22 protein-coding genes and 4 pseudogenes are annotated in these 24,174 nt (G+C 60.6%); 23 read left to right on the forward strand and 3 right to left on the reverse strand.

The features are described 5' to 3' along the window. Window positions 1-89 precede the first annotated feature (89 nt). The 6 genes from AWB74_RS28270 (at window position 90) to AWB74_RS28290 (ending at window position 6,463) form a co-directional block, all read left to right on the forward strand. Window positions 90-1,589, forward strand: coding sequence for an aldehyde dehydrogenase (locus AWB74_RS28270; protein WP_061149944.1), 1,500 nt, complete (start codon window positions 90-92; stop codon window positions 1,587-1,589). A gap of 331 nt (window positions 1,590-1,920) precedes the next feature. Continuing rightward, entirely contained in the window at window positions 1,921-3,282 is a 1,362-nt protein-coding gene (locus tag AWB74_RS28275; protein ID WP_061149945.1) for an MFS transporter, read from the forward strand. 34 nt (window positions 3,283-3,316) lie between these two features. Continuing rightward, complete coding sequence (locus AWB74_RS28280; RefSeq protein ID WP_061149946.1) at window positions 3,317-3,502, forward strand: hypothetical protein; 186 nt, start codon at window positions 3,317-3,319, stop codon at window positions 3,500-3,502. Window positions 3,503-3,585: 83 nt separating this feature from the next. Further along, complete coding sequence (locus AWB74_RS45780; RefSeq protein WP_143749317.1) at window positions 3,586-3,942, forward strand: hypothetical protein; 357 nt, start codon at window positions 3,586-3,588, stop codon at window positions 3,940-3,942. Window positions 3,943-4,165: 223 nt separating this feature from the next. Further along, window positions 4,166-5,485, forward strand: coding sequence for an NAD(P)/FAD-dependent oxidoreductase (locus AWB74_RS28285; RefSeq protein ID WP_061149947.1), 1,320 nt, complete (start codon window positions 4,166-4,168; stop codon window positions 5,483-5,485). A 72-nt stretch (window positions 5,486-5,557) separates the two neighbouring features. Continuing rightward, entirely contained in the window at window positions 5,558-6,463 is a 906-nt protein-coding gene (locus AWB74_RS28290; RefSeq protein ID WP_061149948.1) for a dihydrodipicolinate synthase family protein, read from the forward strand. A gap of 74 nt (window positions 6,464-6,537) precedes the next feature. On the opposite strand, the pseudogene AWB74_RS28295 reads toward AWB74_RS28290, so the two are convergent. Next, window positions 6,538-7,215: pseudogene (locus tag AWB74_RS28295) on the reverse strand (amino acid permease); the annotation flags it as partial. Between the two features lie 32 nt (window positions 7,216-7,247). On the opposite strand from AWB74_RS28295, the gene AWB74_RS28300 reads away from it, so the two are divergent. From AWB74_RS28300 to AWB74_RS28310, 3 genes are all read left to right on the forward strand, one after another. Further along, on the forward strand, window positions 7,248-7,493 hold the full coding sequence (locus AWB74_RS28300; RefSeq protein WP_061149950.1) for a type 2 periplasmic-binding domain-containing protein: 246 nt from the start codon (window positions 7,248-7,250) through the stop codon (window positions 7,491-7,493). A 271-nt stretch (window positions 7,494-7,764) separates the two neighbouring features. Continuing rightward, window positions 7,765-9,345: an isocitrate lyase gene (locus tag AWB74_RS28305; RefSeq protein WP_061149951.1), complete on the forward strand. Its 1,581-nt coding sequence runs from the start codon at window positions 7,765-7,767 to the stop codon at window positions 9,343-9,345. 403 nt (window positions 9,346-9,748) lie between these two features. Continuing rightward, complete coding sequence (locus AWB74_RS28310) at window positions 9,749-10,219, forward strand: hypothetical protein (RefSeq protein ID WP_407642473.1); 471 nt, start codon at window positions 9,749-9,751, stop codon at window positions 10,217-10,219. 6 nt (window positions 10,220-10,225) lie between these two features. On the opposite strand, the gene AWB74_RS28315 is transcribed toward AWB74_RS28310, so the two are convergent. Then, window positions 10,226-10,495: a citrate/2-methylcitrate synthase gene (locus AWB74_RS28315; protein ID WP_061149953.1), complete on the reverse strand. Its 270-nt coding sequence runs from the start codon at window positions 10,493-10,495 to the stop codon at window positions 10,226-10,228. A 213-nt stretch (window positions 10,496-10,708) separates the two neighbouring features. On the opposite strand from AWB74_RS28315, the gene AWB74_RS28320 reads away from it, so the two are divergent. The 11 genes and pseudogenes from AWB74_RS28320 to AWB74_RS28370 form a co-directional block, all read left to right on the forward strand. Continuing rightward, window positions 10,709-11,212 carry a MaoC family dehydratase gene (locus AWB74_RS28320; protein WP_008346896.1) on the forward strand — a complete coding sequence of 168 codons (504 nt, stop codon included), beginning with the start codon at window positions 10,709-10,711 and terminating at the stop codon, window positions 11,210-11,212. A 156-nt stretch (window positions 11,213-11,368) separates the two neighbouring features. Next, complete coding sequence (locus tag AWB74_RS28325; RefSeq protein WP_407642474.1) at window positions 11,369-12,715, forward strand: MFS transporter; 1,347 nt, start codon at window positions 11,369-11,371, stop codon at window positions 12,713-12,715. Further along, complete coding sequence (locus AWB74_RS28330) at window positions 12,712-14,112, forward strand: MmgE/PrpD family protein (protein WP_061149955.1); 1,401 nt, start codon at window positions 12,712-12,714, stop codon at window positions 14,110-14,112. Before AWB74_RS28325 ends, AWB74_RS28330 begins: the two co-directional genes overlap by 4 nt. Window positions 14,113-14,139: 27 nt before the next feature. Beyond that, a complete protein-coding gene (locus AWB74_RS28335) occupies window positions 14,140-15,324 on the forward strand; it encodes an acyl-CoA dehydrogenase family protein (protein ID WP_061149956.1) in 1,185 nt (394 codons plus the stop codon). Beyond that, on the forward strand, window positions 15,321-16,511 hold the full coding sequence (locus AWB74_RS28340; protein ID WP_061149957.1) for a CaiB/BaiF CoA transferase family protein: 1,191 nt from the start codon (window positions 15,321-15,323) through the stop codon (window positions 16,509-16,511). Before AWB74_RS28335 ends, AWB74_RS28340 begins: the two co-directional genes overlap by 4 nt. A gap of 71 nt (window positions 16,512-16,582) precedes the next feature. Next, window positions 16,583-17,332: a GntR family transcriptional regulator gene (locus AWB74_RS28345; protein WP_061149977.1), complete on the forward strand. Its 750-nt coding sequence runs from the start codon at window positions 16,583-16,585 to the stop codon at window positions 17,330-17,332. Window positions 17,333-17,351: 19 nt separating this feature from the next. Next, the gene (locus AWB74_RS28350) at window positions 17,352-18,161 is read left to right on the forward strand and encodes an HpcH/HpaI aldolase/citrate lyase family protein (protein WP_061149958.1); all 810 of its coding nucleotides are present in this window, start codon (window positions 17,352-17,354) and stop codon (window positions 18,159-18,161) included. Between the two features lie 24 nt (window positions 18,162-18,185). Further along, window positions 18,186-18,935, forward strand: a complete 750-nt coding sequence (locus AWB74_RS28355) for an electron transfer flavoprotein subunit beta/FixA family protein (protein WP_061149959.1) — start codon at window positions 18,186-18,188, stop codon at window positions 18,933-18,935. Between the two features lie 2 nt (window positions 18,936-18,937). After that, a complete protein-coding gene (locus AWB74_RS28360) occupies window positions 18,938-19,870 on the forward strand; it encodes an electron transfer flavoprotein subunit alpha/FixB family protein (protein ID WP_061149960.1) in 933 nt (310 codons plus the stop codon). An 11-nt stretch (window positions 19,871-19,881) separates the two neighbouring features. After that, window positions 19,882-20,397 (forward strand): DUF2889 domain-containing protein, encoded by a 516-nt coding sequence (locus AWB74_RS28365; protein WP_235024700.1) that lies wholly within the window; start codon window positions 19,882-19,884, stop codon window positions 20,395-20,397. Between the two features lie 117 nt (window positions 20,398-20,514). Continuing rightward, a pseudogene (locus AWB74_RS28370) lies at window positions 20,515-20,685 on the forward strand (RNA polymerase sigma factor region1.1 domain-containing protein); the annotation flags it as partial. On the opposite strand, the pseudogene AWB74_RS28375 reads toward AWB74_RS28370, so the two are convergent. Further along, window positions 20,674-20,944: pseudogene (locus AWB74_RS28375) on the reverse strand (hypothetical protein); the annotation flags it as partial. The pseudogenes AWB74_RS28370 and AWB74_RS28375 overlap by 12 nt on opposite strands. A 776-nt stretch (window positions 20,945-21,720) precedes the next feature. Between AWB74_RS28375 and AWB74_RS28385 the strand changes: the two are divergent. The 3 genes and pseudogenes from AWB74_RS28385 to AWB74_RS28395 all read left to right on the forward strand — a co-directional run. Continuing rightward, complete coding sequence (locus AWB74_RS28385; protein WP_061149964.1) at window positions 21,721-23,079, forward strand: MFS family transporter; 1,359 nt, start codon at window positions 21,721-21,723, stop codon at window positions 23,077-23,079. 77 nt (window positions 23,080-23,156) lie between these two features. Beyond that, complete coding sequence (locus AWB74_RS28390) at window positions 23,157-23,906, forward strand: electron transfer flavoprotein subunit beta/FixA family protein (protein ID WP_061149965.1); 750 nt, start codon at window positions 23,157-23,159, stop codon at window positions 23,904-23,906. 2 nt (window positions 23,907-23,908) lie between these two features. Beyond that, a pseudogene (locus AWB74_RS28395) lies at window positions 23,909-24,174 on the forward strand (electron transfer flavoprotein subunit alpha/FixB family protein); the annotation flags it as partial.

A 24,174-nucleotide genomic window follows, 5' to 3' on the forward strand; every position in this document is an offset into this window, starting at 1 on the left:
TCGCTTCCTGCGTCCGGCCGGTTCGGCGCCAGGACGATGCGGACCGCACTGTTCGGTCGGCCTCACCAACTTATATCAATGGAGACTGCATGACTGATTTTCTGTCCGCGAGCGAGTATCACAGAATCGCTCATGACCTGACGCTGCCGACCTCTGCCATCATCGATGGCAAGCCCTGCAAGGCGTTGTCCGGCGAGACGTTCACGACCACCAATCCGGCGACGGGCGAGCGCCTCGCGGACGTGCCGGCCTGTTCGAAGGCAGATGTCGATCTGGCCGTCGCAAGCGCACGCACCGCATTCAACGATGGCCGCTGGTCGAAGCTGCATCCCGCCGAACGCAAGCAGGCCATTCTCCGTCTCGCGGCGCTCGTCGAGAAGAACGCGCTCGAACTCGCGGTGATGGAAAGTCTCGACGCCGGCAAGACCATCTTCGACTGTCAGACCGTCGACGTTCCCGAGACCGTCAATGTGCTCCGCTGGCACGCCGAGGCAATCGACAAGATTTACGATCAGGTCTCGCCCGCATCGGACAATCACATTTCGATGATCGTGCGTGAACCGGTCGGTGTCGTCGGTCTGGTCCTGCCGTGGAATTTTCCGCTGCTGATGCTCGCATGGAAGATCGGCCCGTCTCTCGCTGCGGGTTGCTCGCTCGTCGTGAAGCCGGCCGTCGAAACCTCGCTTACCACCATGCGAGTCGCCGAACTCGCGCTCGAGGCGGGGATTCCCGCTGGCGTGTTCAATGTCGTGACCGGCAGCGGCCGTTCGGTGGGCGAGTCGATTGGCCGCCATCCCGACATCGACATGGTGTCGTTCACCGGTTCGACCGCCACGGGACGGCGCTTCCTTGCCTACTCGTCGGAAAGCAATCTCAAGGAAGTCGTGCTCGAGATGGGCGGGAAAAACCCTTGCATCGTGATGCCCGATGCAACGAACCTCGACGCCGTGGCCGCGCACATCGTCAACGGCGCGCTCTGGAACATGGGCGAGAACTGCTCGGCGATCGCGAGGCTGATCGTGCATCGTGACATCAAGGCGACGCTGCTCGAGCGGATCGTGAAGCTGGCCGCGGAATGGCGCGTGGGCGACCCGCTCGATCCCGTCAACCGGGTCGGACCGCTGGTTTCGAAGCAGCATTTCGAGAAGGTTCAGTCCTATCTGTCCGGCGAGATCAACGTGCTTTTCGGTGGCGAGACGAGCGCGGGGCGCTATGTCCATCCGACCATCGTCGATGTCGAAAGCAACGACGCAAAGCTTGCGCGCGAGGAAATCTTCGGGCCGATCCTGACGGTGATCACGGTGGACAGCCTCAACGAAGCAATCGACATCGCGAACGACACCGAATACGGCCTCTGTGCTTCCGTTTTCATCGGCAATGGCAAGCGGGCATTGCGCGCCGCGCGTGCGATCCGGGCAGGCACCGTGACCGTGAACTCCTTCGGTGAGGGCGACATCACCACCCCGTTCGGCGGCTATAAGCAATCGGGTTTTGGCGGGCGTGATAACTCGCTGCATGCACACGATCAGTACACGCAACTGAAGACGCTCTGGCTCGATCTGAGCGACGACGAAGCGGAAGAAGGTTGAGCGCGGTTCGTTTTCAAGCGCGTTACGTGTCGCAAACGGTCTAGCCGACAGACGCGTGTCTGACCTCAAATAGCAATACGGGACGAAGCCGTTCCATCCCATCCTGGATACGCGATGCGGCCGAAAAGGACGCATCGCGATTCGCAGGCGACGACTGTCGTCAGTACATAACCCTGTCGCCCGCAGATCAAATGAAATAGAGCCATCGCCTCGCACGAAACACATCGCGCGGGGGAAAGGGCCTTGCCTGGAGACCATTCGGCGCTGCAGCACGGGCGCGCAAGCCGAGCATCCACCGGATGCCAGCTGAATGAAAATTTGGAGGAGCTGTATGTCATTGCAGAACAAGACTTTGAGCGCATTCGGCGAAAAGATCGAAACGGAAACATCGGTCGCGTTCAAACGACGTTTCATGATGAGGATGATTTTCGTCCTTACCGGCGGCATGTTTCTCGACGGATACATCCTCGGGATCGTCGGCCCGGTGAGCGCGAGGCTGACCGCCGAGCTCGGCGTTTCGACGTTCTGGGAAGGCCTGATTGCCGCCGGCGCATTGTTCGGCATCTTGTTCGGCTCTCCGGTGGGCGGCTGGGCCGCCGACAAGTACGGTCGCAAACCGCTCTTCATGGCGGATATGGGTCTGTTCCTGATTTCTTCCGCCATGCAGTTCTTTGTCAGCTCGCCATTGCAGTTATTGATCGTGCGCCTTTTGATGGGCATCGCGATCGGCGCGGAATACTCCGTTGGCTGGCCACTCATGTCGGAGTTTGCACCTTCACGGCTGCGTGGACGACTCATGGGTTTGACCCAGGTCGCGTGGTACACGGGATTCATGGTCGCCTTTGCTGTCGGATTCGCACTGAATGAATCCACTCACCTGGGCTGGCGCTTCATCCTCGGTACGAGCTCATTCATCGCGGCGGTCCTGTTTGTTGCCCGCTTTGGTTTGCCGGAGTCGCCGCGGTGGCTGTGGAATCAGAAGCGCGTCAGCGAGGCTCGCGCGATTGCCCGGCGTTACATGGAAAGTCCCGCGGACGTAGCGGACGTCGAGCGCGAATGCAGCAGCGTGCACGGTGCGAAGCTCGGAATGCTCTTCTCGCCGAAACACTGGCGGGCCACGCTGTTCATGTCGATGTTCTGGTTCTGCGCCGTTACGCCGTACTTCGCGATCGGCACTTTCGCGGACAGCGTGCTTCAGAAGTACGGCCTCGGCGGCGGGCTTTCGGGTGGGATCGGTCTCTCCGCGGTTGCTCTGGCTGGTGTCGTGGTAACCGTTCTCCTGATCGACAAGCTCGGCCGGCGCACGCTGACCGTTCCGCCGCAGTGGCTGTGCACCGTGGTCCTCGCGATCATCGGTTTATGGACCGGGGCACCGCCGATGGCCGTGCTGGTCTTGTTCCTCGTCTTCTCGTTTTTCAACGCAGGGTACAACACGCTGACCGGCATCTACCCGGGAGAGGTTTTCCCGACTGAGGTGCGCTGCATCGGAACGGGCTTTGCGGCTGCCGTCAGCCGGGTCGGAGCGGGTCTCGGCACGTTCCTTCTTCCCTGGTCGATGACGCATATCGGCGCCTCCGGGACCATGCTGATCGCCGCCGGCGTCGCCGGTCTGGGGGCCGCATTGTCGCAATGGCTTGCGCCCGAGACCAAAGGCAAGAGCCTCTCGGAGACGGCCGCTGGTTTCGCCCATTAGATGACCAGGTTGAACATTCATTGGAGAGAGGCGCATGCAACACGAACACAGTATCGATACGAAGGGCCCGTTTTTTTCCGGGCGCAACCAGGAAACTGACCAGGGTCACATGACTCCGGAAACCGCTCGCAAGTGGCCTTGGGCGGAGGCCGGCAGGCACTACGACTGGATGGACCGCCACCTGCCGTTTGAACATGACGCGAGCCTGAACGGCATCTGAGCGCGGCGCGGATGGCGACGGCACCCACGACGTCGTCATCCCTTTCATAACGAAAAGTAGCGCTACGTCCCGAAAAAATATCGTTGGTGGCGCAGATTTCATTTGGTTATTGTTGTACCCAAGATATCTCTCGAGACAACCACACAGCTTCTCGGGAAAAAATAGACCTCGACGAGCCGATTCTGGAGACAAGGCTTGCCGTGGGAGACACCTTAAAAACAGTAGAAGAGCACGAAATGTTTTCTCGACTGAAGTTTGCGATCGAACGCAACTCGATCGAACTGGTGGGGCGGATCGCCCGGCCGCTCAACATGCTTCCAGCAATCCCGAGACACGCGATCCATTCAGGCGGCCGTGTTTTGCCGCGCGGACCACGCATTCTCGCTTGCAGCCCGCATCTCGTGCCCGTTTGCGAATTCGCGGTCAAGATGCGCTGCTGATTCTGCTTACCTGCGTGCGTAAATCAAATAAGCAGATTCCGCACGTTGAAATCCTTGAGATGCTGACGGGATTTAAAACAGGCTTTTGATTTTTAGAGATTCAGTCCGGTGTAGAAGCCGCTCGTCTGTAAGTCGGATCATGCGACTGATGGCGTGCATAAGGTGCTCTCGCACCGGCCCGAATCGACGTTGTGCGGAACGGAATCAACCCTTGGAATCGAGAATGCAAAAGGTCACTTCAACGCCAGCGGATGATTCCGCGTGTGGCTGGTATCACCTTAGCGCCCCCCGCCAACCCAGGCCGCCGCATGAAGGGAAAAAGAATGCGCGCTGGACGGTCATCGGTGCCGGGTACACCGGGCTCGCCGCCGCCCGACAACTCGCGCTGAATTTTCCTGACCAGGAGATCGTCCTTGTCGAAGCGCAAGAAGTCGGCTTTGGTACGGCCGGGCGAAATGCGGGCTTCGCGATCGATCTGCCGCACGACATCGGTGCCGACGATTATATCGGCGACATCGAGACGGCGAGGGCGACACTCCAGCTGAATCTTCTGGGCCAGTCGATTCTTCGCAATATCGTTGAAGAGCACGGTATCGACTGCGCGATGCGCGCCTCGGGCAAGTATCAGGCTGCAGTGGAAAGCCGCGGGATCGAAGTTCTCGATGCGTACCGCCGCGGTCTCGACAAGCTCGGTCAGCAATACGAAATGATCGAAGGAAGAGACCTGCCTGGGCACATCGGGACGAGCTTCTACAAACGCGCCCTCTACACGCCGGGAACGATCCTGGTGCAGCCATCCGCGCTTGTCAAAGGCCTCGCCGACAGTCTGCCGGCCAACGTGACGCTGTATGAACGCACGCCGATCACTGAGGTGGAATATGGCAAGAAGGTCGTGCTGGGCCATGCGCGAGGACAGATCGTCACGGACAAACTCATCCTGGCCAACAATGCGTTCGGCATGAGGTTCGGTTTCCTCAGACGTTCGATGCTGCCCGTTTTCCTGTACGCGAGCCTGACCAGACCTTTGACTCCGCAAGAGCAGGAGGCGCTGGGCGGCAAGTCATTCTGGGGCGTCATTCCGGCGGACCCGTTCGGAAGCACGGTTCGGCGTACGCATGACAACCGGATCCTGATTCGCAACAGCTTCAGCTTCAATCCCGATGGGCGTCCGAAGACGCAGTATCTCGCGCGGATGGCAAAAAGGCATAAGCTGTCCTTTCAGCGAAGGTTTCCGATGCTGCCCGATGTCGATTTCGACTACACGTGGAGCGGATCGCTGGCGCTTTCGCAAAACCACGAAGGGTTCTTTGGTCAGCTGGGTCCCAACGTGTATGGCGCGCTGTGCTGTAACGGTCTCGGCATCACGCGCGGGACGGTGACGGGCACGCTGCTGGCCGACTGGATCGCAGGCAAGAGCAATCGCCTTGTCGAGCATCTGTTGAAGTCTCCCGGACCTAAAACGGCTCCGCCCGAACCGTTCCTCTCGTTGGGGGTGAACGCAACCTTATGGTGGGGGCAGCAAATGGCCGGTCTCGAGAGTTGAGCGCAGTTCCTGCATCCACGAGTAACGAAGCGATTTATAACCTGTTCACCTTTTTATAGCCGAGGCTATAGCATGAAATTCGAAGGCATTTACACCCCCGCGATCACACCGTTGTCGAGCGATGGCAGCATCGACAAGAAAGGCTTTGCCGAAGTCCTCGAGTACCTGATCGGCGCGAAGGTGCATGGCGTCATCATTGGCGGGTCCACCGGCGAATACTATTCGCATACACCTCAGGAGCGATTCGAGCTTGCATCGCTTGCCAAGGAGATCATCGGCACACGTATTCCGCTCATCGTCGGAACCGGCGCGATTCGCACGGAAGATTCGGTAGAGTATGCAAAGGCGGCGAAGTCGATCGGCGCAGATGCGATCCTCGTCAGTTCGCCTCCTTACGCTTTGCCCACCGAGGAAGAGAACGCTATCCATGCGCTTGCGGTCGATCAGGCAGCGGGTCTCCCGGCGATGCTCTATAACTATCCCGGACGCACGAATGCGCTGATGGGACGGAAGTTCTTCGAAACTGTCGTTTCGAAATCGAAGAACTTCGTCGCGATCAAGGAAAGCTCGGGCAGCACAGGCCAGTTGCACATGCTCGCGCGACACTTTCCGAGTATCAATCTCTCTTGCGGCTGGGACGATCAGGCGCTCGAATTCTTTGCATGGGGCGCGCGCAGCTGGGTATGTGCAGGATCGAACTTTCTGCCTGAAGAACATATCGCGCTGTATGAGGCGTGCGTGGTCGAGAAGGATTTCGACAAGGGCCGTCGAATCATGTCCGCGATGATGCCGTTGATGGATTTCCTCGAGGACGCCGGCAAGTTCGTTCAATCGATCAAGCAAGGTTGCGAGTTCGCCGGACTGCGCACCGGCGGCTTGCGCACACCGTTGCAGCCGCTCGACGATGAGCAAAAGCAGGCGTTGAAGCAGATCATCGTTGCGCTCAAGGCGGAAGTGAAATCGGTCACAGGCGCGTGATTCGTCGATTGAAGTAAGAAGGACTCTGCGCCACTGCCGCCATCGAACAGCACGCGCGCAGAGTCATTCACGAGTTATCCGGCTCGTCGCTTTTGCAGATACCAGCCGATCAACGCGAGCACGACAGAAGATCCCAGTGTAAGGACGACCTCCTGACGATGATCCGGAGCGTTCACCATGACGACGAACGCGCCGACAATCAGAAGAACCACGATCATCGAGAGATACGGGTGACCCCACATGCGAACCTGGAGAGAGCCCTCGCGGACCAGCCGGGTCCGAAGCCGAAGCTGACTGAGCGCAATGATGAAGTAGACCAGCAGCGCAATGGCTCCCGTCGTCGCTAGCAGCGTATCGAACACATACTTGGGTGCGACATAGTTTGCAGCACATCCGGCGAAGGCCACCAGGGTAGAGGCCAGCACCGCATTCGCGGGCACGCCGGAACTCGTGGTCGATGTCACGAACGCCGGTGCTTGCCCACGCGTGCCGAGTGAAAACAGCATTCGCGATGCCGTGTACAGCGCGCTATTCAGGCAACTCGCGACAGCGACGAGAATGAGCGTGTCGATGATCAGCTTCGCATGAGGCACATGGAAGACTTCGAGCACCGCCTGATAGCATCCGATGCTCGTCAGAGCGGGATCGTTCCACGGTACGACCGAGATGATGATGGCGATCGAGCCGATGTAAAAGAGCGAAATTCTCCACACGACTGATGTGATCGCATGAGCGATTTCCTTCGCCGGCTTTTCGGATTCGGCATCCTGTACGGAGACGGTGAATGGAAATCACTCGAAACGATTCGGCTGTTTCCAGAGATCGTCTATACGAGGCCGCCAGACTCGGGCTTGGCATTGGGCTCGGCTGGGACTTCATTGTGAAGCCTGCCATTCGAACGGGTGAGCTGGCTGCAATCCCGGAGATGGCATTGGTCAGCGGCCGCCATGACCATCTCGTTCATCCGCGAGGCAAGTCGCTCACCGGGGACGAGTCTACATTTCGCGACTGGCTGGTCGGCAGCGTATGACGCCTGGTGTTCCACGATCAACAGCCGAAAGGGCGTTTCACATTACGGAATTAACCTCGAATTCCCGCAGTGTCATCTTTTCATCGCCTGAAAGCGTGTTTTGCATTGCAAAAATTGCCATGTAACCCATTGAACATTAAGCATAAATTCTGTCTTATGTCTTATATAAGAGTTGCGCCGGGCAGCGTTACTATTAAGTCATGCGGTTCGCTTCGACAAACGTAGCGCCCCGAGTCATTCACGAAACGCGCTTTGCACTTAGGAGAGACACATGAGCCAATATCAAGACGACATCAAGGCAGTGGCTGGTTTGAAGGAGCAACAAGGCAGCGCCTGGAATGCCATCAATCCCGAATCTGCCGCACGCATGCGCGCCCAGAACAAGTTCAAAACGGGCCTGGACATCGCCCGGTACACGGCGAAGATCATGCGCGCCGACATGGCCGCCTACGACGCCGACCCGTCCAAGTACACCCAGTCGCTTGGCTGCTGGCACGGCTTCATCGGCCAGCAGAAGATGATCTCCATCAAGAAGCACTTCAACAGCACCGAGCGCCGCTACCTTTATCTGTCCGGCTGGATGGTGGCCGCGCTGCGCTCCGAGTTCGGCCCGCTGCCGGACCAGTCGATGCACGAAAAAACCTCCGTCAGCGCGCTGATCCGCGAGCTGTACACCTTCCTGCGTCAAGCCGACGCCCGTGAGCTGGGCGGCCTGTTCCGCCAGCTGGATGCGGCCGAAGGCTCCGCGAAGGCGGCCATCCAGGAAAAAATCGACAACCACGTCACGCACGTCGTGCCTATCATCGCCGACATCGACGCGGGTTTCGGCAACGCCGAAGCAACCTACTTGCTGGCCAAGCAGTTCATCGAAGCGGGCGCATGCTGCATTCAGATCGAAAACCAGGTGTCCGATGAAAAGCAGTGCGGCCATCAGGATGGCAAGGTCACCGTGCCTCACGAAGACTTCCTGGCCAAGGTCCGCGCCATTCGCTACGCCTTCCTGGAACTGGGCGTGGACGACGGCATCATCGTGTGCCGTACCGACTCGCTGGGCGCCGGTTTGACCAAGCAGATCGCCGTGACCAGCACGCCAGGCGACCTGGGCGATCAATACAACTCGTTCCTCGATTGCGAAGAATTGTCGGCCGACGAACTGGGCAATGGCGACGTCATCATCAAGCGCGACGGCAAGTTGCTGCGTCCCAAGCGTCTGCCTAGCAACCTGTTCCAGTTCCGCGCCGGCACGGGCGAAGCTCGCTGCGTTCTGGATTGCGTCACCGCGCTGCAAAACGGCGCCGACCTGCTGTGGATCGAGACCGAAAAGCCGCATATCGCGCAGATCGGCGGCATGGTCAGCGAGATTCGCAAAGTCATCCCGAACGCGAAGCTGGTGTACAACAACAGCCCGTCGTTCAACTGGACGCTGAATTTCCGTCAGCAGGCGTATGACGCGATGAAGGCCGAAGGCAAGGACGTGTCGGCCTACGAGCGCGCCCAGCTGATGAGCGCGGAATACGATCAGACCGAGCTGGCGACACTCGCCGACGAGAAGATCCGGACCTTCCAGGCCGACTCTTCGCGCGAAGCGGGCATCTTCCACCACTTGATTACGCTGCCGACCTACCACACCGCCGCGCTGTCTACCGACAACCTGGCAAAGGAATACTTCGGCGATCAAGGCATGCTCGGTTATGTGGCTGGCGTGCAGCGCAAGGAGATCCGTCAGGGCATCGCCTGCGTCAAGCACCAGAACATGTCGGGCTCGGACATCGGCGACGACCACAAGGAATATTTCAGCGGTGAAGCAGCCCTGAAAGCGGCGGGCAAAGACAACACCATGAATCAGTTCTGATAGCTGTAGCTGCTCAAGCAAAACGCCAACCGTACAGGTTGGCGTTTTCTTATATTGCGAATCGTTGTTCGTGCCATCTGTTTTACTTATCGGCATTTTCATTCGGACATACGGTCCGCGACGTTTCGGTTGCTCGCAGCGAGCCTTCAAAGGTCTTGTCGCGACTCGCATTGCGGCGTTGCGGCGACCTGGCTTTCGACCCGAAAGCTTTCTGCCGGGATTCGATGATCTGGTTAACCCCGTCTACGCATTGCGCGCTGCGCTTTCTAACCTCGCGACAGTCTGATCGTCGAATAAGGCGCAACCGAGGAGATGCAACATGGACGGCAATGTCAATGCAGGCAGCAAGCAATTCGATCGGCTTACGGCGGGAAGGGCAGCGGCCGAGCCGCCGTTTGCATCGATCCTTCGCGCCGGTGTGGCGGGCGGACTGGCAGGCGCGATCATCATCTGGATTTATGAGGCGTTGATCTGGGTGGGCGTGCAGCACCTCATGCCGCTCGCCGGCATTCCCCGGAATGCGACCGGGCTCGTTTTCGGCAAGGCCTTTCAAGAATCGATTGGTATCTGGGCGTACGTCATCGGTACTGCCATTCATTTCGTCTTCGCCATTGGCTGGGGCGTACTGTTCGCCGCGATCTGGCCGTACTTCCGCCGGCGCGGTTATGAGGCGACATTCGTGGCCCTGTTCTACGCGATCTTCGCCTGGATCGTGATGCACGTCGCGATCGCGATTGCATCCGACAATCATCCGAACTACCTGGATCCGGTTGTGATCATCGGCGGCTTCATGTCGCATTTTTGCTTCACCGTTCCGCTTGCGCTCGTCGTAAAACGAATGCTCGCTCCGGCTGCGGCCAGAACGTCCGTCTGACTGGCCCTACGCGTGCGGTTCATTCTTTGAAGCACAGCCAACGGCTGGCATGAGCGCGACTGCGGGCCCGGCATAACGCGCCCGCGGCCGCAGCATGTTTCCTTCCATGATCTGCTCGATCGAATGCGCCATCCAGCCGACGCTTCGGGCAGTCGAAACCAGGGCAAAGGCCGCTTCTTCGGTAAGCTGCCAATGATCGACTAATGCGGCAAGCGCGACACCGATCGCGGGCAGCTTGCCGGTCATTCGCTGCACGCAGTCGATCAGCTCGCGCACCGCATCGGGCGCATCGGTCAGGTTTCCTGAATAAAAAGATCGGTATTACGAGAAGGCACCGGCCACGCAGGATAAGCACGGTCGCTTTTTTCCGGCCGAAACCTACGCAAATTAAACAAGGGTTTACCGCAACGCATTCCCGCTTGACGCGATCCGCTCCGCGCCCGATACTTTGTCCGTACAAAGTGATGTTTAAGACAGGAGGCGGGACACATGCATTCGGACAGAGTAGGCAAGCAGCGCTATCGGGCCAGCTACGGTCGTTATCTCGAGGACTTCACCGTCGGCGATATCTACGAGCATCGCCCCGGCCGCACGATCACGGACGCGGACAACATCCAGTTCTCGCTGCTGACGATGAACTTTCATCCGATGCATTGCGACGCGCATCACGCGTCGAAGAGCGAGTTCGGCAAGCTTCTCGTGAGCAGCGGCCTGACAGTGGCAATTGTGCTCGGCATGTCGGTGAACGACGTGAGCGGCAAGGCCATCGCCAATCTCGGCTGGAAGGAAATCCGCCTGACGGGCCCCGTTTTTGCGGGCGATACGCTCTATGCGGAATCGGAAGTGCTCGAAGTGCGCGAATCGAAATCGCGCCCAACGCAGGGCATCGTCACGGTTCATACGCGCGCGTTCAATCAGGACGGCAAGCCCGTCATGGACTTCATCCGTACCGCGCTGATCGCCAAGCGCGGCCACGGCACCGCCGAAGACTGAAACGCAGCGCGCCGGCCGATTCGCGCCGGCTGCGCACCGCGCATCGCAGCCGAGGCCGCCATTCGACGAGCGGCCGCGATGCGATTCACCGTCACAGTACAGGAGACAACTGTGAGCCATTACGTAAGCTCGGGCGCCCGGCTGGACCGGCTGCCCATGTCGCGCTTTCACTGGAAGATGCTCGGTCTCATCAGCGCGGGCGCGTGCCTCGACGCATTCGACGTCTATCTCGCGGGCGGCGTGTCCGCCGCGATGCTCAAGAGCGGCTTCTCGACGCTGCAACTCAATGCGCTGTTCGTCTCGTCGGGCTTCTTCGGCATGGTGATCGGCGCGGGCCTGTCGGGCTATCTCGGCGATCGTTTCGGACGCCGCTCGTCGTATCAGTTCAATCTGGCGCTCTTCGGTCTGATGTCGTTCGTCGCCGCGTTCGCGCCGAACATCCAGTGGCTCATCGGCGCGCGCTTCATCATGGGCATCGGCCTCGGCGCGGAACTGGTGGTCGCGGCCGGCACGCTGTGCGAGTTCATCCCGCCTGCCTGGCGCGGACGATGGATCTCGCTGCTCGCGCTCATCGTCAACTCGGGGCTCGTGATCGCGACGAGCGTCGGCTACGTGGTGATTCCGCATCTGGGCTGGCGCTGGATGTTCGGCATCGCGGGCATCGGCGCGTTGATCGTGTGGGCGCTGCGCCATAGCATGCCGGAGTCGCCGCGCTGGCTTGAAGCGGTCGGGCGTATCGAAGAAGCCGAAGCGACGGTGAGCGCGATCGAAGCCGAAGTCGCGCGCCAGAAGGGACCGCTGCCCGAATGTGCGCGCACGCAGAATCTCGAAGTGCCGCGTGTGCCGCTGTCCGCGCTGTTCCGGCGCGGCATGATCGGCCGCACGCTGACTGCCGCGCTGACGGCGGTCGCGGTCAACGCCGCGGTGTACGGCTTCGTCGCATGGTTGCCGACCTTCTTCGTGCGTGAAGGGCGCGATGTCGTGACCTCGCTCGGCTTCACGACGCTGATGTCGTTCGGCGCTCCGTTCGGCGCGCTGCTCGGCTATGTCACCGCCGACCGTCTGGGCCGCGCGAAGGGCATCGTGTTCTACAGCATCGCCACGATCGTGCTCGGCTTCGTCTATCCGCAGATGACGGCCAATGCGGCCATTGCCATCGTGGGCTTCACGCTCGTTAGCTGCATCTTCGGCATCGTCACGCTGGGCCTCTTCGGCTATGTGCCTGAGCTCTTCCCGACAGCCCTGCGCCTGCGCGGCACGGGCGTGGCGGGCGTGTGCGGACGCGTCGCGTCGATGCTGACGTCGTATATCGCCGTGATCCTGTTCGCGCAGTTCGGCCTGTTCGGCGTGCTCGGCATGGTCGCGGGCATCCTGCTGCTGCTCGTGATCGCCGTGCTGAGCCTCGGCGCGGACGCGAACCAGTACTCACTCGAAGAAGCCTCGCCCGATGAAGACACGACGGCGAACGATCTCTCGTTCAACCAACAGGGAGCCGCACGATGAATGCGCGTCATGATATCCAGCAACGAGCGCACACCGTCTCGCAACGACTGGCCGCGTTCACGACGCATCTGCAATTGAGCGACGTGCCACAGAGCGTGCGCGAACGTGCGAAGCATCTGATCCTCGACAGCATCGGCCTCGCTTATGCGACGCTGAAGCTGCCTTACGCGACCTCCACGCTCGCCGCGATGCAGGAACTCGGCACGGGCGAAGCGACGGTCATCGGCCACGCGCAAAAGCTCGCACTGCGCGATGCGATGCTGCTCAACGGCCTTCTGATTCACAGCCTCGACTTCGACGACACGCATGCACGCGGCGTAATCCACTCGACGGCGAGCGCATTGCCGGTGGCGTTCAATCTCGCGGAGCGCGAAAACGCAAGCGGCGCGGATCTTCTCACGGCCTATCTCTGCGCGATGGAAGTGTCGACGCGCGTCGGCTCCGCTGCGAAAAGCGGCTTCCACAACGCGGGTTTTCATCCGACAGGCCTCGTCGGCGCGTTCGGATGCTCGCTGGGCGCCGCGCGGCTTCTCGGCTTGTCGGTCGAGGAGGCGCAGCATGCGCAAGGCATCGTGTTGTCGATGGCTTCGGGCAATCTCGAATTCCTGCAGGACGGCGCATGGACCAAGCGTCTGCATCCGGGCTGGGCCGCGGTGGCGGGCACGACGGCGGCGACGCTGGCGAAGCATGGCTACATCGGTCCGGGCGCGACCTATGAAGGCCGTTTCGGTCTCTACGCGCTCTACATGAAGACGCCGCTCGAATCCGGCGATATCGACATCGCCACGGCGGGCCTCGGCGAGACATGGGAAATCGACGGCGTCGCGCTCAAGCCGATTCCTGCTTGCCACTTCACGCATGCATCGTCGGATGCGGCGGTCGCGCTGCATCGCGCACATGGTTTGCAGGCGAGCGATATCGAGCGCGTGATCGTGCGCGTGCCCGGCCCGACGATCCCGATCGTCTGCGAACCCGTCGCGCCGAAGCAAAAGCCGTCGAACAGCTACGACGCGCAGTTCAGCATCCCGTACATCGTTGCGACCGGACTCATGCGCGGCCGCTTCACGCTCGACGATCTCGAAGCCGATGCGCTCGCAAACGAAGCCGTGCGCGCCGTGGCCGCCCGCGTCACGCACGAGGCGGACCCGGACTCGACCTTCCCGCGCCACTACACGGGCGAGGTGATCGTTCATACGCGCGACGGCCGCACGCTCACGCATCGCGAGTCGATCAACCGCGGCTCGTCGGACCGGCCGCTCACGAACGACGACATCGTCGCGAAGTTCTTCGACAACGCGCAGCGCAACGTCTCGCGCCATGACGCCGAGCGCATCTGCGAAGCCGTGCTGTCGCTCGACACGCAACCGGCGCGCGCGCTGGCAAAAGCGCTCGCGTAAGCAGCCCACCCGACTACAGGAGACAGAATGGCCACCATCGACGCCGATCAACAGCAGGACATGAGCGATTACGAAGAGAACGAGACGCTGATTCTCGACATGCTCGACCGCTTCCTCAAGACGGAAGTGAAACCCTACGTGCACGAACTCGACGCGAAGGACGAATACCCGCATGCGATCGTCGAGAAGATGAAGGACATGGGTTTGTTCGGTTGCCTGATCTCGACCGAATACGGCGGTCTGGGCCTCACGACGGCGACCTACGCGAAGATCGTCGATCGCATTTCGGCGGTGTGGATGTCGGTGAGCGGCATCATCAACTCGCATCTCATCATGGCGATGACGATCCAGCGCAACGGCACCGAAGCGCAGAAGCGGGCATATCTGCCGCGCATGGCGACGGGCGAATTGCGCGGTGGCATCGCATTGACGGAGCCGGATTGCGGCACGGACCTTCAGGCGATCCGCACCGTCGCGCGCCGTGAAGGTGACGAGTATGTCGTGAATGGCAGCAAGACCTGGATCACGAACAGCAAGTACGGGAATACTCTCGCGCTGCTCGTCAAGACCGATCCGCAGGCGCAGCCGCGTCACAAGGGCATGAGCCTGCTGATCGTCGAGAAGGGACCGGGCTTCGAAGTGAGCCGTCAGTTGCAGAAGCTCGGCTACAAGGGCATCGATACGTGCGAGCTCACGTTCAGCAATTTCCGCGTGCCGGTGTCGAGCGTGATCGGCGCGCAGGAAGGGCTCGGGCTCAAGCAGATCCTGAGCGGTCTGGAACTCGGCCGCATCAACGTCGCGGCGCGCGGCGTTGGCGTCGCTCAGGCCGCGCTCGATGAGGCGGTCGCGTATTCGCAGCAGCGCAAGACCTTCGGCAAGCCGATCTGCGAGCATCAGGCGATCGCGCTCAAGCTCGGCGAAATGGCGACACGCGTGGAAGCGGCACGCCTCCTGACCGACTCGGCCGCGCGCGCATACGACAAAGGCCTGCGCTGTGACATGGAAGCGGGCATGGCGAAGTATTTCGCGACCGAAGCGGCCGTCGAGAACAGCATGGAAGCGATGCGCATTCATGGCGCGTATGGCTATTCGAAGGAATACAACGTCGAGCGGCTGTATCGCGATGCGCCGCTTCTGACCATCGGCGAGGGCACCAACGAGATGCAACGCCTGATCATCGCCAAGATGCTGATTGCGAGGAACCCTGCATGAGCCTGCCTCTTTCCGGCGTACGCATCGTCGCCATCGAACAATACGGCGCGGGTCCGTTCGCGACCCAGCATCTCGCCGATCTCGGCGCTGAAGTCATCAAGATCGAGAACTTCCGCGAGGGCGGCGATGTCGGCCGCAACGTGGGCCCGCATTTCTTCGGCGAGGGCGACAGTCACTTCTTCGAGGCGTTCAACCGCAACAAGTGCAGCCTGACGCTGGACCTGAAGAAGCCCGAAGCGCGCGACGTGCTGCTCGATCTCGTGAAGACGAGCGATGCGGTCTTCAACAATCTGCGCGGCGATCTCCCCGTGAAACTGGGCCTCACGTACGATCAGTTGAAGGACGCGAATCCGGCCATCGTGTGCGCGCACCTGTCCGCATACGGACGCACGGGCAGCCGCGCCTCGTGGCCCGGCTACGACTATCTGATGCAGGCGGAAGCGGGCTATCTCTCGGTGACCGGCGAGCCGGACAGCCCGCCTGCGCGCTTCGGCCTTTCGATCATCGATCTGATGACCGGCACCACGGCCGCGATGGCGCTGCTCGCGGGCCTCGTGCAGGCGCGCACGACGGGCGTGGGCCGCGACATGGACACGAGCCTTTTCGATGTCGCGCTGCATAACCTCGCGTATGTCGGCACGTGGTATCTGAATGGCGGCACGGTGACCGGACGCGACCGTCGATCGGCGCATCCGTCGCTCACGCCCAGCCAGTTGTACAAGACGAAGGATGGCTGGATCTTCCTGATGTGCAACAAGGAGAAGTTCTGGGGCGTGCTGGCCGAGATACTCGATAAACCATCGTGGATCACCGACGAGCGCTTCTGCAATTTCAAGGCGCGGCTCGCGAATCGCGATCTGGTCGAGCAGGAACTGGATGCGGCGCTCTCGCGCGCGACGACCGCCGAATGGCTCGAACGTCTGGGCGGCCGCGTGCCCGCCGCGCCGGTCTACGACATCGAACAGGCGCTCGATAACCCGTTCGTGGCGGAGCGTCAGGGCGTGACGGAGGCGGAGCATCCGCGCTTCGGCAAGGTACGCAACGTGGCCGCGCCGGTGCGCGTGAACGAGTCCCTGCCGGCGCGCGCGGCGCCCGAGCTCGGGCAGGACGACGCGAGGCTTCTGGCCGAACTCGGTTACGATGCTGATCGGATCGCCCATTTGCGCGAAAGCGGCGCGGTGCAATGATGATGCTTGCACCGGATGATGTCGCGCGAAAGGCGGGTCCGTCCGTCAATCCTTCATCACGCGTGCAAAAGATGGTCAACGTGCTCGGTCAGCAGCCGCGCTATCTGCAACTCGCGCAGACGCTCATCAACGAAATCCAGAGCGGGCGCTTTCCGGTGGGCTCCACCATTCCCACCGAATTCGAGCTTTGCGAGCAGTTCGGCGCGAGCCGCTCGACCGTGCGCGAGGCGGTCAAGCAGCTCGTGCAGCTCGGCATGGTGGTGCGGCAGGCCGGCATCGGCACGACCGTCAAGGCGCTGAATTCGGAAGGCAGCTATCGCCAGGTCATGCAGCAGTTGAGCGATCTGCATCGTTATTCCGCCGATACCGCGCTTCAGGTTCTCAGGAAAGAGACCATCGAGGTGAGCGATGCCTCGCTCTGCGCCATGTTGCAGGCCAAACCCGGCGAAACGTGGCTGCGCCTGGAAGGTATCCGGCGCTCGCCCGAGAGCGTCGATCCGATCTGTCATACCGAGGTCTATATCCAGCCTGCGTTCCGTTCGCTGACGGGCATCGAGGACGATCCGCATACGCCCATCTTCACGATGATCGAGCGCCAGTTCGGCGAGCAGATCGCGCGGGTGCAGCAGGAAATTCGCGCGGTGGCCTTGCCCGCGAACATCGCGCGTCTGGTGAACGCCAAGGCGCGCTCGCCCGCGCTGTGGCTGTCGCGCCGATATTTCAACAAGCGGGGCGAGATCGTCGAAGCGGCGGTCAGCATTCATCCCGCCGACCGCTTCAGCTATTCGGAGACGTTTCAGCGCGGCTGGAGCGGCACCTGACGCTTTCGAGGAATTCCGCATGATTGCACGCAGTTATCTGTTCGTTCCGGGCGATCGTCCGGAGCGCTTCGGCAAGGCATTGGCGACAGAGGCGCATCGCGTCGTGATCGATCTGGAAGATGCCGTTGCCATCGATGCAAAAGCGCAGGCGCGCGGGCAGGTCGCCGAATGGCTGCAGTCGCGGCAGTTCGATGAGGCGCGCGAGCGCGTCGTGATACGCGTGAACGCGCATGGCACGCCGTGGCATGAAGAAGATGTGTCGATGGTCCGCGCGGCGAACGTGCGCGCGTTGATGGTTCCGAAGGCCGAGGACGCGGCGCAGCTCATGGACATCGCAGAGCGCTGTGCCGAGGGCGTCGAACTGGTTGCGCTGGTGGAGAGCGTCGCGGGCGTGGTGCGCATGCGTGAGATCGCGCAGTGCGAGCGCGTGGCGCGGCTCGCGTTCGGCTCGTTCGATTTCGGCGTCGATGCGGGCATCGATGGCACCGGGCGCGAACTGGACTATGTGCGTTCGCAGTTCGTGATCGAGTCGCGCTTTGCGGGCTTGCCGCCGCCGATCGACGGCGTGACGCTCGCCACCGGCGACATCGACGCGATCGACGCCGATGTGCTCGATGCACGCCGCTTCGGTTTCGGCGGCAAGCTGTGCATCCATCCGAAGCAGGTGCAGGCGGTGAACGACGGGTTCGCACCGAGCGCGGCCGAGCGCGAATGGGCGGCACGCGTTCTGGCCGCGCTGGAAGCGAACCCTCGCGGCGCCATTTCGGTGGATGGAAAACTGGTCGACAAGCCGATTGTCGATCGTGCCCGAAGAATTCAGGCCGCCTGAAGCGGACATTGGGAGACGATGGGAATGAAGGTTCTGGTGCCGGTGAAGCGCGTGGTCGACTACAACGTGAAGGTCCGTGTGAAGTCGGATAACACGGAGGTCGAACTCGCCAACGTGAAGATGTCGATGAATCCGTTCGACGAGATCGCCGTGGAAGAGGCGGTCCGGTTGAGGGAAGCGGGTGTTGCTACCGAAGTGATCGCCGTGTCGTGTGGCGTGACGCAATGTCAGGAGACGTTGCGCACGGCACTGGCGATTGGCGCGGATCGGGCAGTGCTGGTGGAGACGGATGCGGAGTTGCAGCCGCTCGCCGTGGCGAAACTGCTCAAAGCATTGGTCGATCAGGAAAAGCCCGAGCTCGTGATTCTCGGCAAGCAGGCCATCGATGACGATTCGAATCAGACCGGTCAGATGCTTGCCGCCCTGGCGGGTTTACCGCAGGCGACGTTCGCATCGAAGGTTGTGGTTGCAGATGGCAAGGCCACGGTATCGCGTGAAGTCGATGGCGGCGCGGAAACGCTGTCGCTGACGCTTCCTGCTGTTGTCACAACGGACCTGCGCCTTAACGAGCCGCGCTACGTGACGCTGCCGAACATCATGAAGGCGAAGAAGAAGCCGCTGACGACGGTGAAGCCCGCGGACCTCGGCGTCGATGTCACGCCGCGTCTGAAGACGTTGAAAGTCACCGAGCCGCCGAAGCGCAGTGCGGGCGTCATGGTGCCGGACGTGAAGACGCTGGTCGAGAAACTGAAGACCGAAGCGAAGGTGATCTGACCATGACGATCCTCGTAATTGCAGAACACGATAACGCGTCGATCAAGGCAGCGACGCTGAACACGATTGCGGCGGCTGCGAAGATCGGCGGCGATATTCATGTGCTGATCGCGGGTGCGAACGCTCAAGGCGCGGCGGACGCGGCGGCGAAGATCGCGGGCGTGGCGAAAGTGCTGCTCGCCGATGCGCCCCAACTCGCCGATGGCCTTGCGGAAAACGTCGAAGCGACGGTGCTGAACATCGCGAAAGATTATTCGCACATTCTGGCTCCGGCGACGGCTTACGGTAAGAACATCGCGCCGCGCATAGCAGCGCATCTCGATGTCGCGCAGATCAGCGATATCACCGCAGTGGATAGCACCGATACGTTCGAGCGTCCGATCTACGCGGGCAACGCAATCGCTATCGTGCAGTCGATCGATCCGATCAAGGTCATCACCGTGCGCTCGACGGGTTTCGATCCCGTCGCAGCAGAAGGCGGCAGCGCAGCGGTTGAAAAAATCAAAGCCGCCGCCGATGCAGGAATCTCGCAGTTCGTGAGCCGCGAAGTCACGAAGCTCGATCGTCCGGAACTGACGAGCGCGAAGATCATCGTGTCGGGTGGCCGCGGTCTGGGTAGCGGCGAGAACTACACGAAGACGCTGGAGCCGCTGGCCGACAAGTTGGGCGCGGCGCTAGGCGCATCGCGCGCGGCCGTCGATGCCGGCTACGTGCCGAACGATTTTCAAGTCGGGCAGACCGGCAAGATCGTCGCGCCGCAGTTGTATGTTGCCGTCGGCATCTCGGGCGCGATTCAGCATCTGGCCGGTATGAAAGACAGCAAGGTCATCGTCGCGATCAACAAGGATTCCGAAGCACCGATCTTCAGCGTGGCCGATTACGGTCTCGTCGGGGATCTGTTCACGGTCGTGCCGGAACTCGTGAGCGCATTGTGACGACGGAACGCGTGCCGCTGCATAAGCGGCAAATCACGCTGCAAGGCTTCAAACGCGCGGATGGTCTTTACGACATCGAAGGCCGTCTGCTCGACACGAAGTCGTACGATCGCGCGTCGCATGGCGTCGTAGTCAAGGCGGGCGATCCGGTGCACGAGATGATGTTGCGTATCACGATCGGCATCGACTTCGTGATACGGAGCGCGCATGCCGAGTCGCTCACCGTGCCATACGTCGGTCATTGCGACACGATCACGCCCGAGTATCGCAAGTTGCAAGGCATGACGCTCGCGCCGGGTTTCATGCGCGAGATCAGGAGCATGTTCGGCGGCGTTCAAGGGTGCACGCATCTGACCGAACTGATCGGCGCGGTGGCGACTGCTGCTTTCCAGACCATGAGCGAGGAAATCAACGCGAGCGGCACCGCACGCCCGTTCCAGCTCGACGGCTGCCACGCGCTTCGCACCGACGGTTCGCTCGTGCAGTTATTTCATCCGAAATGGTACGAGGCGCCGCAGCGCACCTGATGCAAAGGCCAATCCAATCACCGGTGCGAGCGTGCAGCGCAGGTGGCGTTACGCGTCGGGTGCGACATCTGTAAATAGCCAGAACACGATCAGCGCCGCGCTCTCGCCGAGAAACACGACAACTTCGCGCAGACCGCTGCGATCGAAACCATTGTCAGCACCTTCAACGACATGGGCGTGGCGGTCTATGAGCAGACGCCGGATGCCGAGACGCTCCTCCTGAACGACGCCACGCCGGCTGCCATGTCGGACGATCAGACTGACGAGGAAGCGGAAGTCACCCTCGCGGTGCGCCTTCGCTGCAGCGCGCTTCGTTGGTACCTTGCGCTGAGTTGCCAGCGCAGGCGGCTCCTCGTGTTGAACGGATGCGCGACCCCCGCGCAGCAGGGGTGAGCAAGCGTGACACCGAATCCGGGATCTCGGCTTCAGAGCGCGGCGTATCGAGCCAGTCAACCGGCAAGCCAAGGCGCTCCGTGAAACGGCTTGCTTCGACATCGTCCATGCGTTTCTTGCCACGTAGCCGATGAGCCATGTTGGACCCGCTCAATCACCTATCTTCCTGTCCTGAGCTTCGATCATCCTGTCCGGGACGGTCTGCTGCAGACTCTCGACGTCAGTCCGAAGCTTCCAGCGATCAACTACGTCGCGATGTACAAGGCCAACCGAGGAAGCGAACTCGTGTCCTCGTTCGTTCAGATGGCTCAGACGTGCTGCGACTTCTCCAACAAACTTTCGACCATCCCGGTGCGGGTGCATGAAAACTGATGCGGTTCTCACGCGCGCCATCCGTGGCTGACCGCGACCGTTGTCGGAAACGGCGGCCACCGCTAGCCATGAATCTTTAAAAGGGTTTACCTCTAGGTGGAACTGCCAGGGCATAGGATTGCCCTATGTGCGGCAAATAAAACTCGTATTTCCGCCATATCGCGCTTTCCAATAGAGTCCATTCAATGCAAAAACGGTTGTGCGATGCGCGCAGCAGAGACCTCGGTGGGCGAACCCGGCGGGGCTGCGAGAGTGGCAACCGGTCTTGTAGTTCTCGCACCACCGCAGCGAATGACGTCGCGCTCAAGGGTCAACAACATGAAGAAGTTATCGCCGGCTTTGAGTGAGTCCGGAGGCTCATATTTGCGCGGCCGGCAAACTCATGTCTAACGAGCCGACACGGTAGCAACGTCAAGCCGGTTGGTTGCGCCAGCGAATACAAAAATAAGAACTGAATCAAATCAAGCGGTCGAGCAACAGTGCTTGCTCTGAGATGCGTCGGTCGGCTGATCCGTTCGAAACAGGTGGGCCGTCTAATTAGAATTTCAGGAGACACAGATGCAAAATGATCTAGGGCATTTCAGAATAGAAAGTGATTCGTCCCCGCCTTCCACCTCGACGTCCGTCCGAGTAAAAGGAATTATCGGCGCCTGCTCAGGCAACCTCGTCGAATGGTTCGACTTCTTCATCTATGCGTACACGTCGATTTATTTCGCCGCGGCGTTCTTCCCATCTGGCAATCAGGTGAGTCAGCTTCTAGCGACTGCAGGTGTATTCGCCGTGGGATTTTTCATGAGGCCACTTGGAGGGTGGATATTCGGATGGATCGCGGACACCAGGGGTCGAAAGGTGTCGATGATCATCTCCGTCTTCATGATGTGTGCGGGCTCGCTACTGATTGCGCTGTTGCCGACCTACCAGACGATCGGGATTGCCGCACCGGTGCTCCTGGTAGTCGCCCGTCTGATTCAGGGCTTGTCCGTGGGTGCAGAGTATGGGACTGGAGCAACATATCTCAGTGAAGCATCCGTGACCGGCCGCCGTGGCTTCTTCGGCTCGTTTCAGTACTTCACGATCATCTCTGGGCAACTACTTGCGTTACTCACGGTTGCCATTCTCCAGCATACCCTATCACTTGTTGAGTTGAAGGAGTGGGGATGGCGCATCCCGTTTTTCATGGGTGCGGCAAGCTCGATCGTGGTCGTCTATCTCCGGCGCTCGATGGTGGAGACTGCGTCAAGGCAGGACATGAAGCGTAAGGAAGCAGGGTCCATCTCGAGCTTGCTGCAGCACAAACGCGCCGTACTTCTCGTTCTTGCATTTACCGGTGGCGGGTCGCTGTATTTCTATACCTTCACAACCTACATGCAGAAGTTCCTGGTTGTTTCGGCCGGTATGTCGCCACAGGTGGTCAGCTTTGTCATGACTGCCTCGCTCATCTGCTTCATGCTTAGCCAGCCAATTCTCGGCTTAGTTGCGGACAAGATTGGAGTCAAAACGCACATGCTGCTGTTCTCCGGGCTGGCGACGTTGTTGGTTGTGCCGATCCTGTTCGCGCTGAAGACGGTCACGAGCCCATACATGGCCTTCGCGCTTGTTGCAGCGGGCCTGTTGATCGCATCGTTCTACACGCCGATTTCGGGCTTGGTAAAAGCCGACCTTTTTCCGCCCACCGTGCGTGCACTCGGTGTTGGCCTCCCATATGCGCTGGCGAATGCGACTTTCGGAGGAACGGCGGAGTATGTGGCCCTTTCCTTGCGCTCGGCGAACGTTGAATCGACGTTTTTCTACTACGTCGCGGTGCTCACGGGAATAACCTTCGTGGCATCTCTCCTAATGCCTGATCTTGGCAAGCACGGCTATCTGGATGGAAGCGGAGAGATCGAGGCGAATACTGGATTGAGAAAACAAGGCTAGCGACTGCGAAGCCATCTTAGGCGGATGAAAGTTGATCGCCTCGAATTTGAGCAGGCGACGTTAAAAGGGAGACGATCTTGAGGATTTTGATACCAGTCAAGCGCGTGGTCGACTACAACGTGAAGGTCCGCGTGAAGTCGGATAACACGGGAGTCGATATCGCCAACGTGAAGATGTCGATGAACCCGTTCGACGAGATCGCCGTGGAAGAGGCGGTCCGGTTGAGGGAAGCGGGTGTTGCTACCGAAGTGATCGCCGTGTCGTGCGGCGTGACGCAATGTCAGGAGACGTTGCGCACGGCGTTGGCTATTGGCGCGGATCGCGCTGTGCTGGTGGAAACGGACGCAGAGTTGCAACCGCTCGCCGTGGCCAAACTGCTCAAAGCATTGGTCGATCAGGAAAAGCCTGAGCTCGTGATTCTCGGCAAGCAGGCGATCGACGACGATTCGAATCAGACCGGGCAGATGCTCGCTGCACTGGCGGGTTTGCCGCAAGCGACGTTCGCATCGAAGGTCGTGATCGCCGATGGTAAAGCGACGGTATCGCGTGAAGTCGATGGCGGCGCGGAGACGCTGTCGCTGAAGCTACCCGCAGTCGTGACGACGGACCTGCGTCTGAACGAGCCGCGCTATGTGACGCTGCCCAACATCATGAAGGCGAAGAAGAAGCCGCTGACGACGGTGAAGCCTGCGGACTTGGGCGTCGATGTCACGCCGCGTCTGAAGACGCTGAAGGTTACCGAGCCGCCCAAGCGCAGTGCGGGCGTCATGGTGCCGGACGTGAAGACGCTGGTCGAGAAACTGAAGAACGAAGCGAAGGTGATCTGACCATGACGAGTCTCATCATTGCAGAACACGATAACGCCTCGATCAAGGCAGCGACGCTGAATACGGTTGCGGCGGCTGCGAAGATTGGCGGCGATGTTCACGTGCTTGTTGCAGGTTCGAACGCGCAAGGCGCGGCGAATGCTGCGGCGAAGATCGCGGGCGTGGCGAAAGTGCTGCTCGCCGATGCGCCCCAACTCGCCGATGGCCTCGCGGAAAACATCGAAGGCACGGTGCTGAACATCGCGAAGGATTACTCGCACATTCTGGC

Source organism: Caballeronia arvi (genome assembly GCF_001544695.2).
Lineage (GTDB): Bacteria > Pseudomonadota > Gammaproteobacteria > Burkholderiales > Burkholderiaceae > Caballeronia > Caballeronia arvi.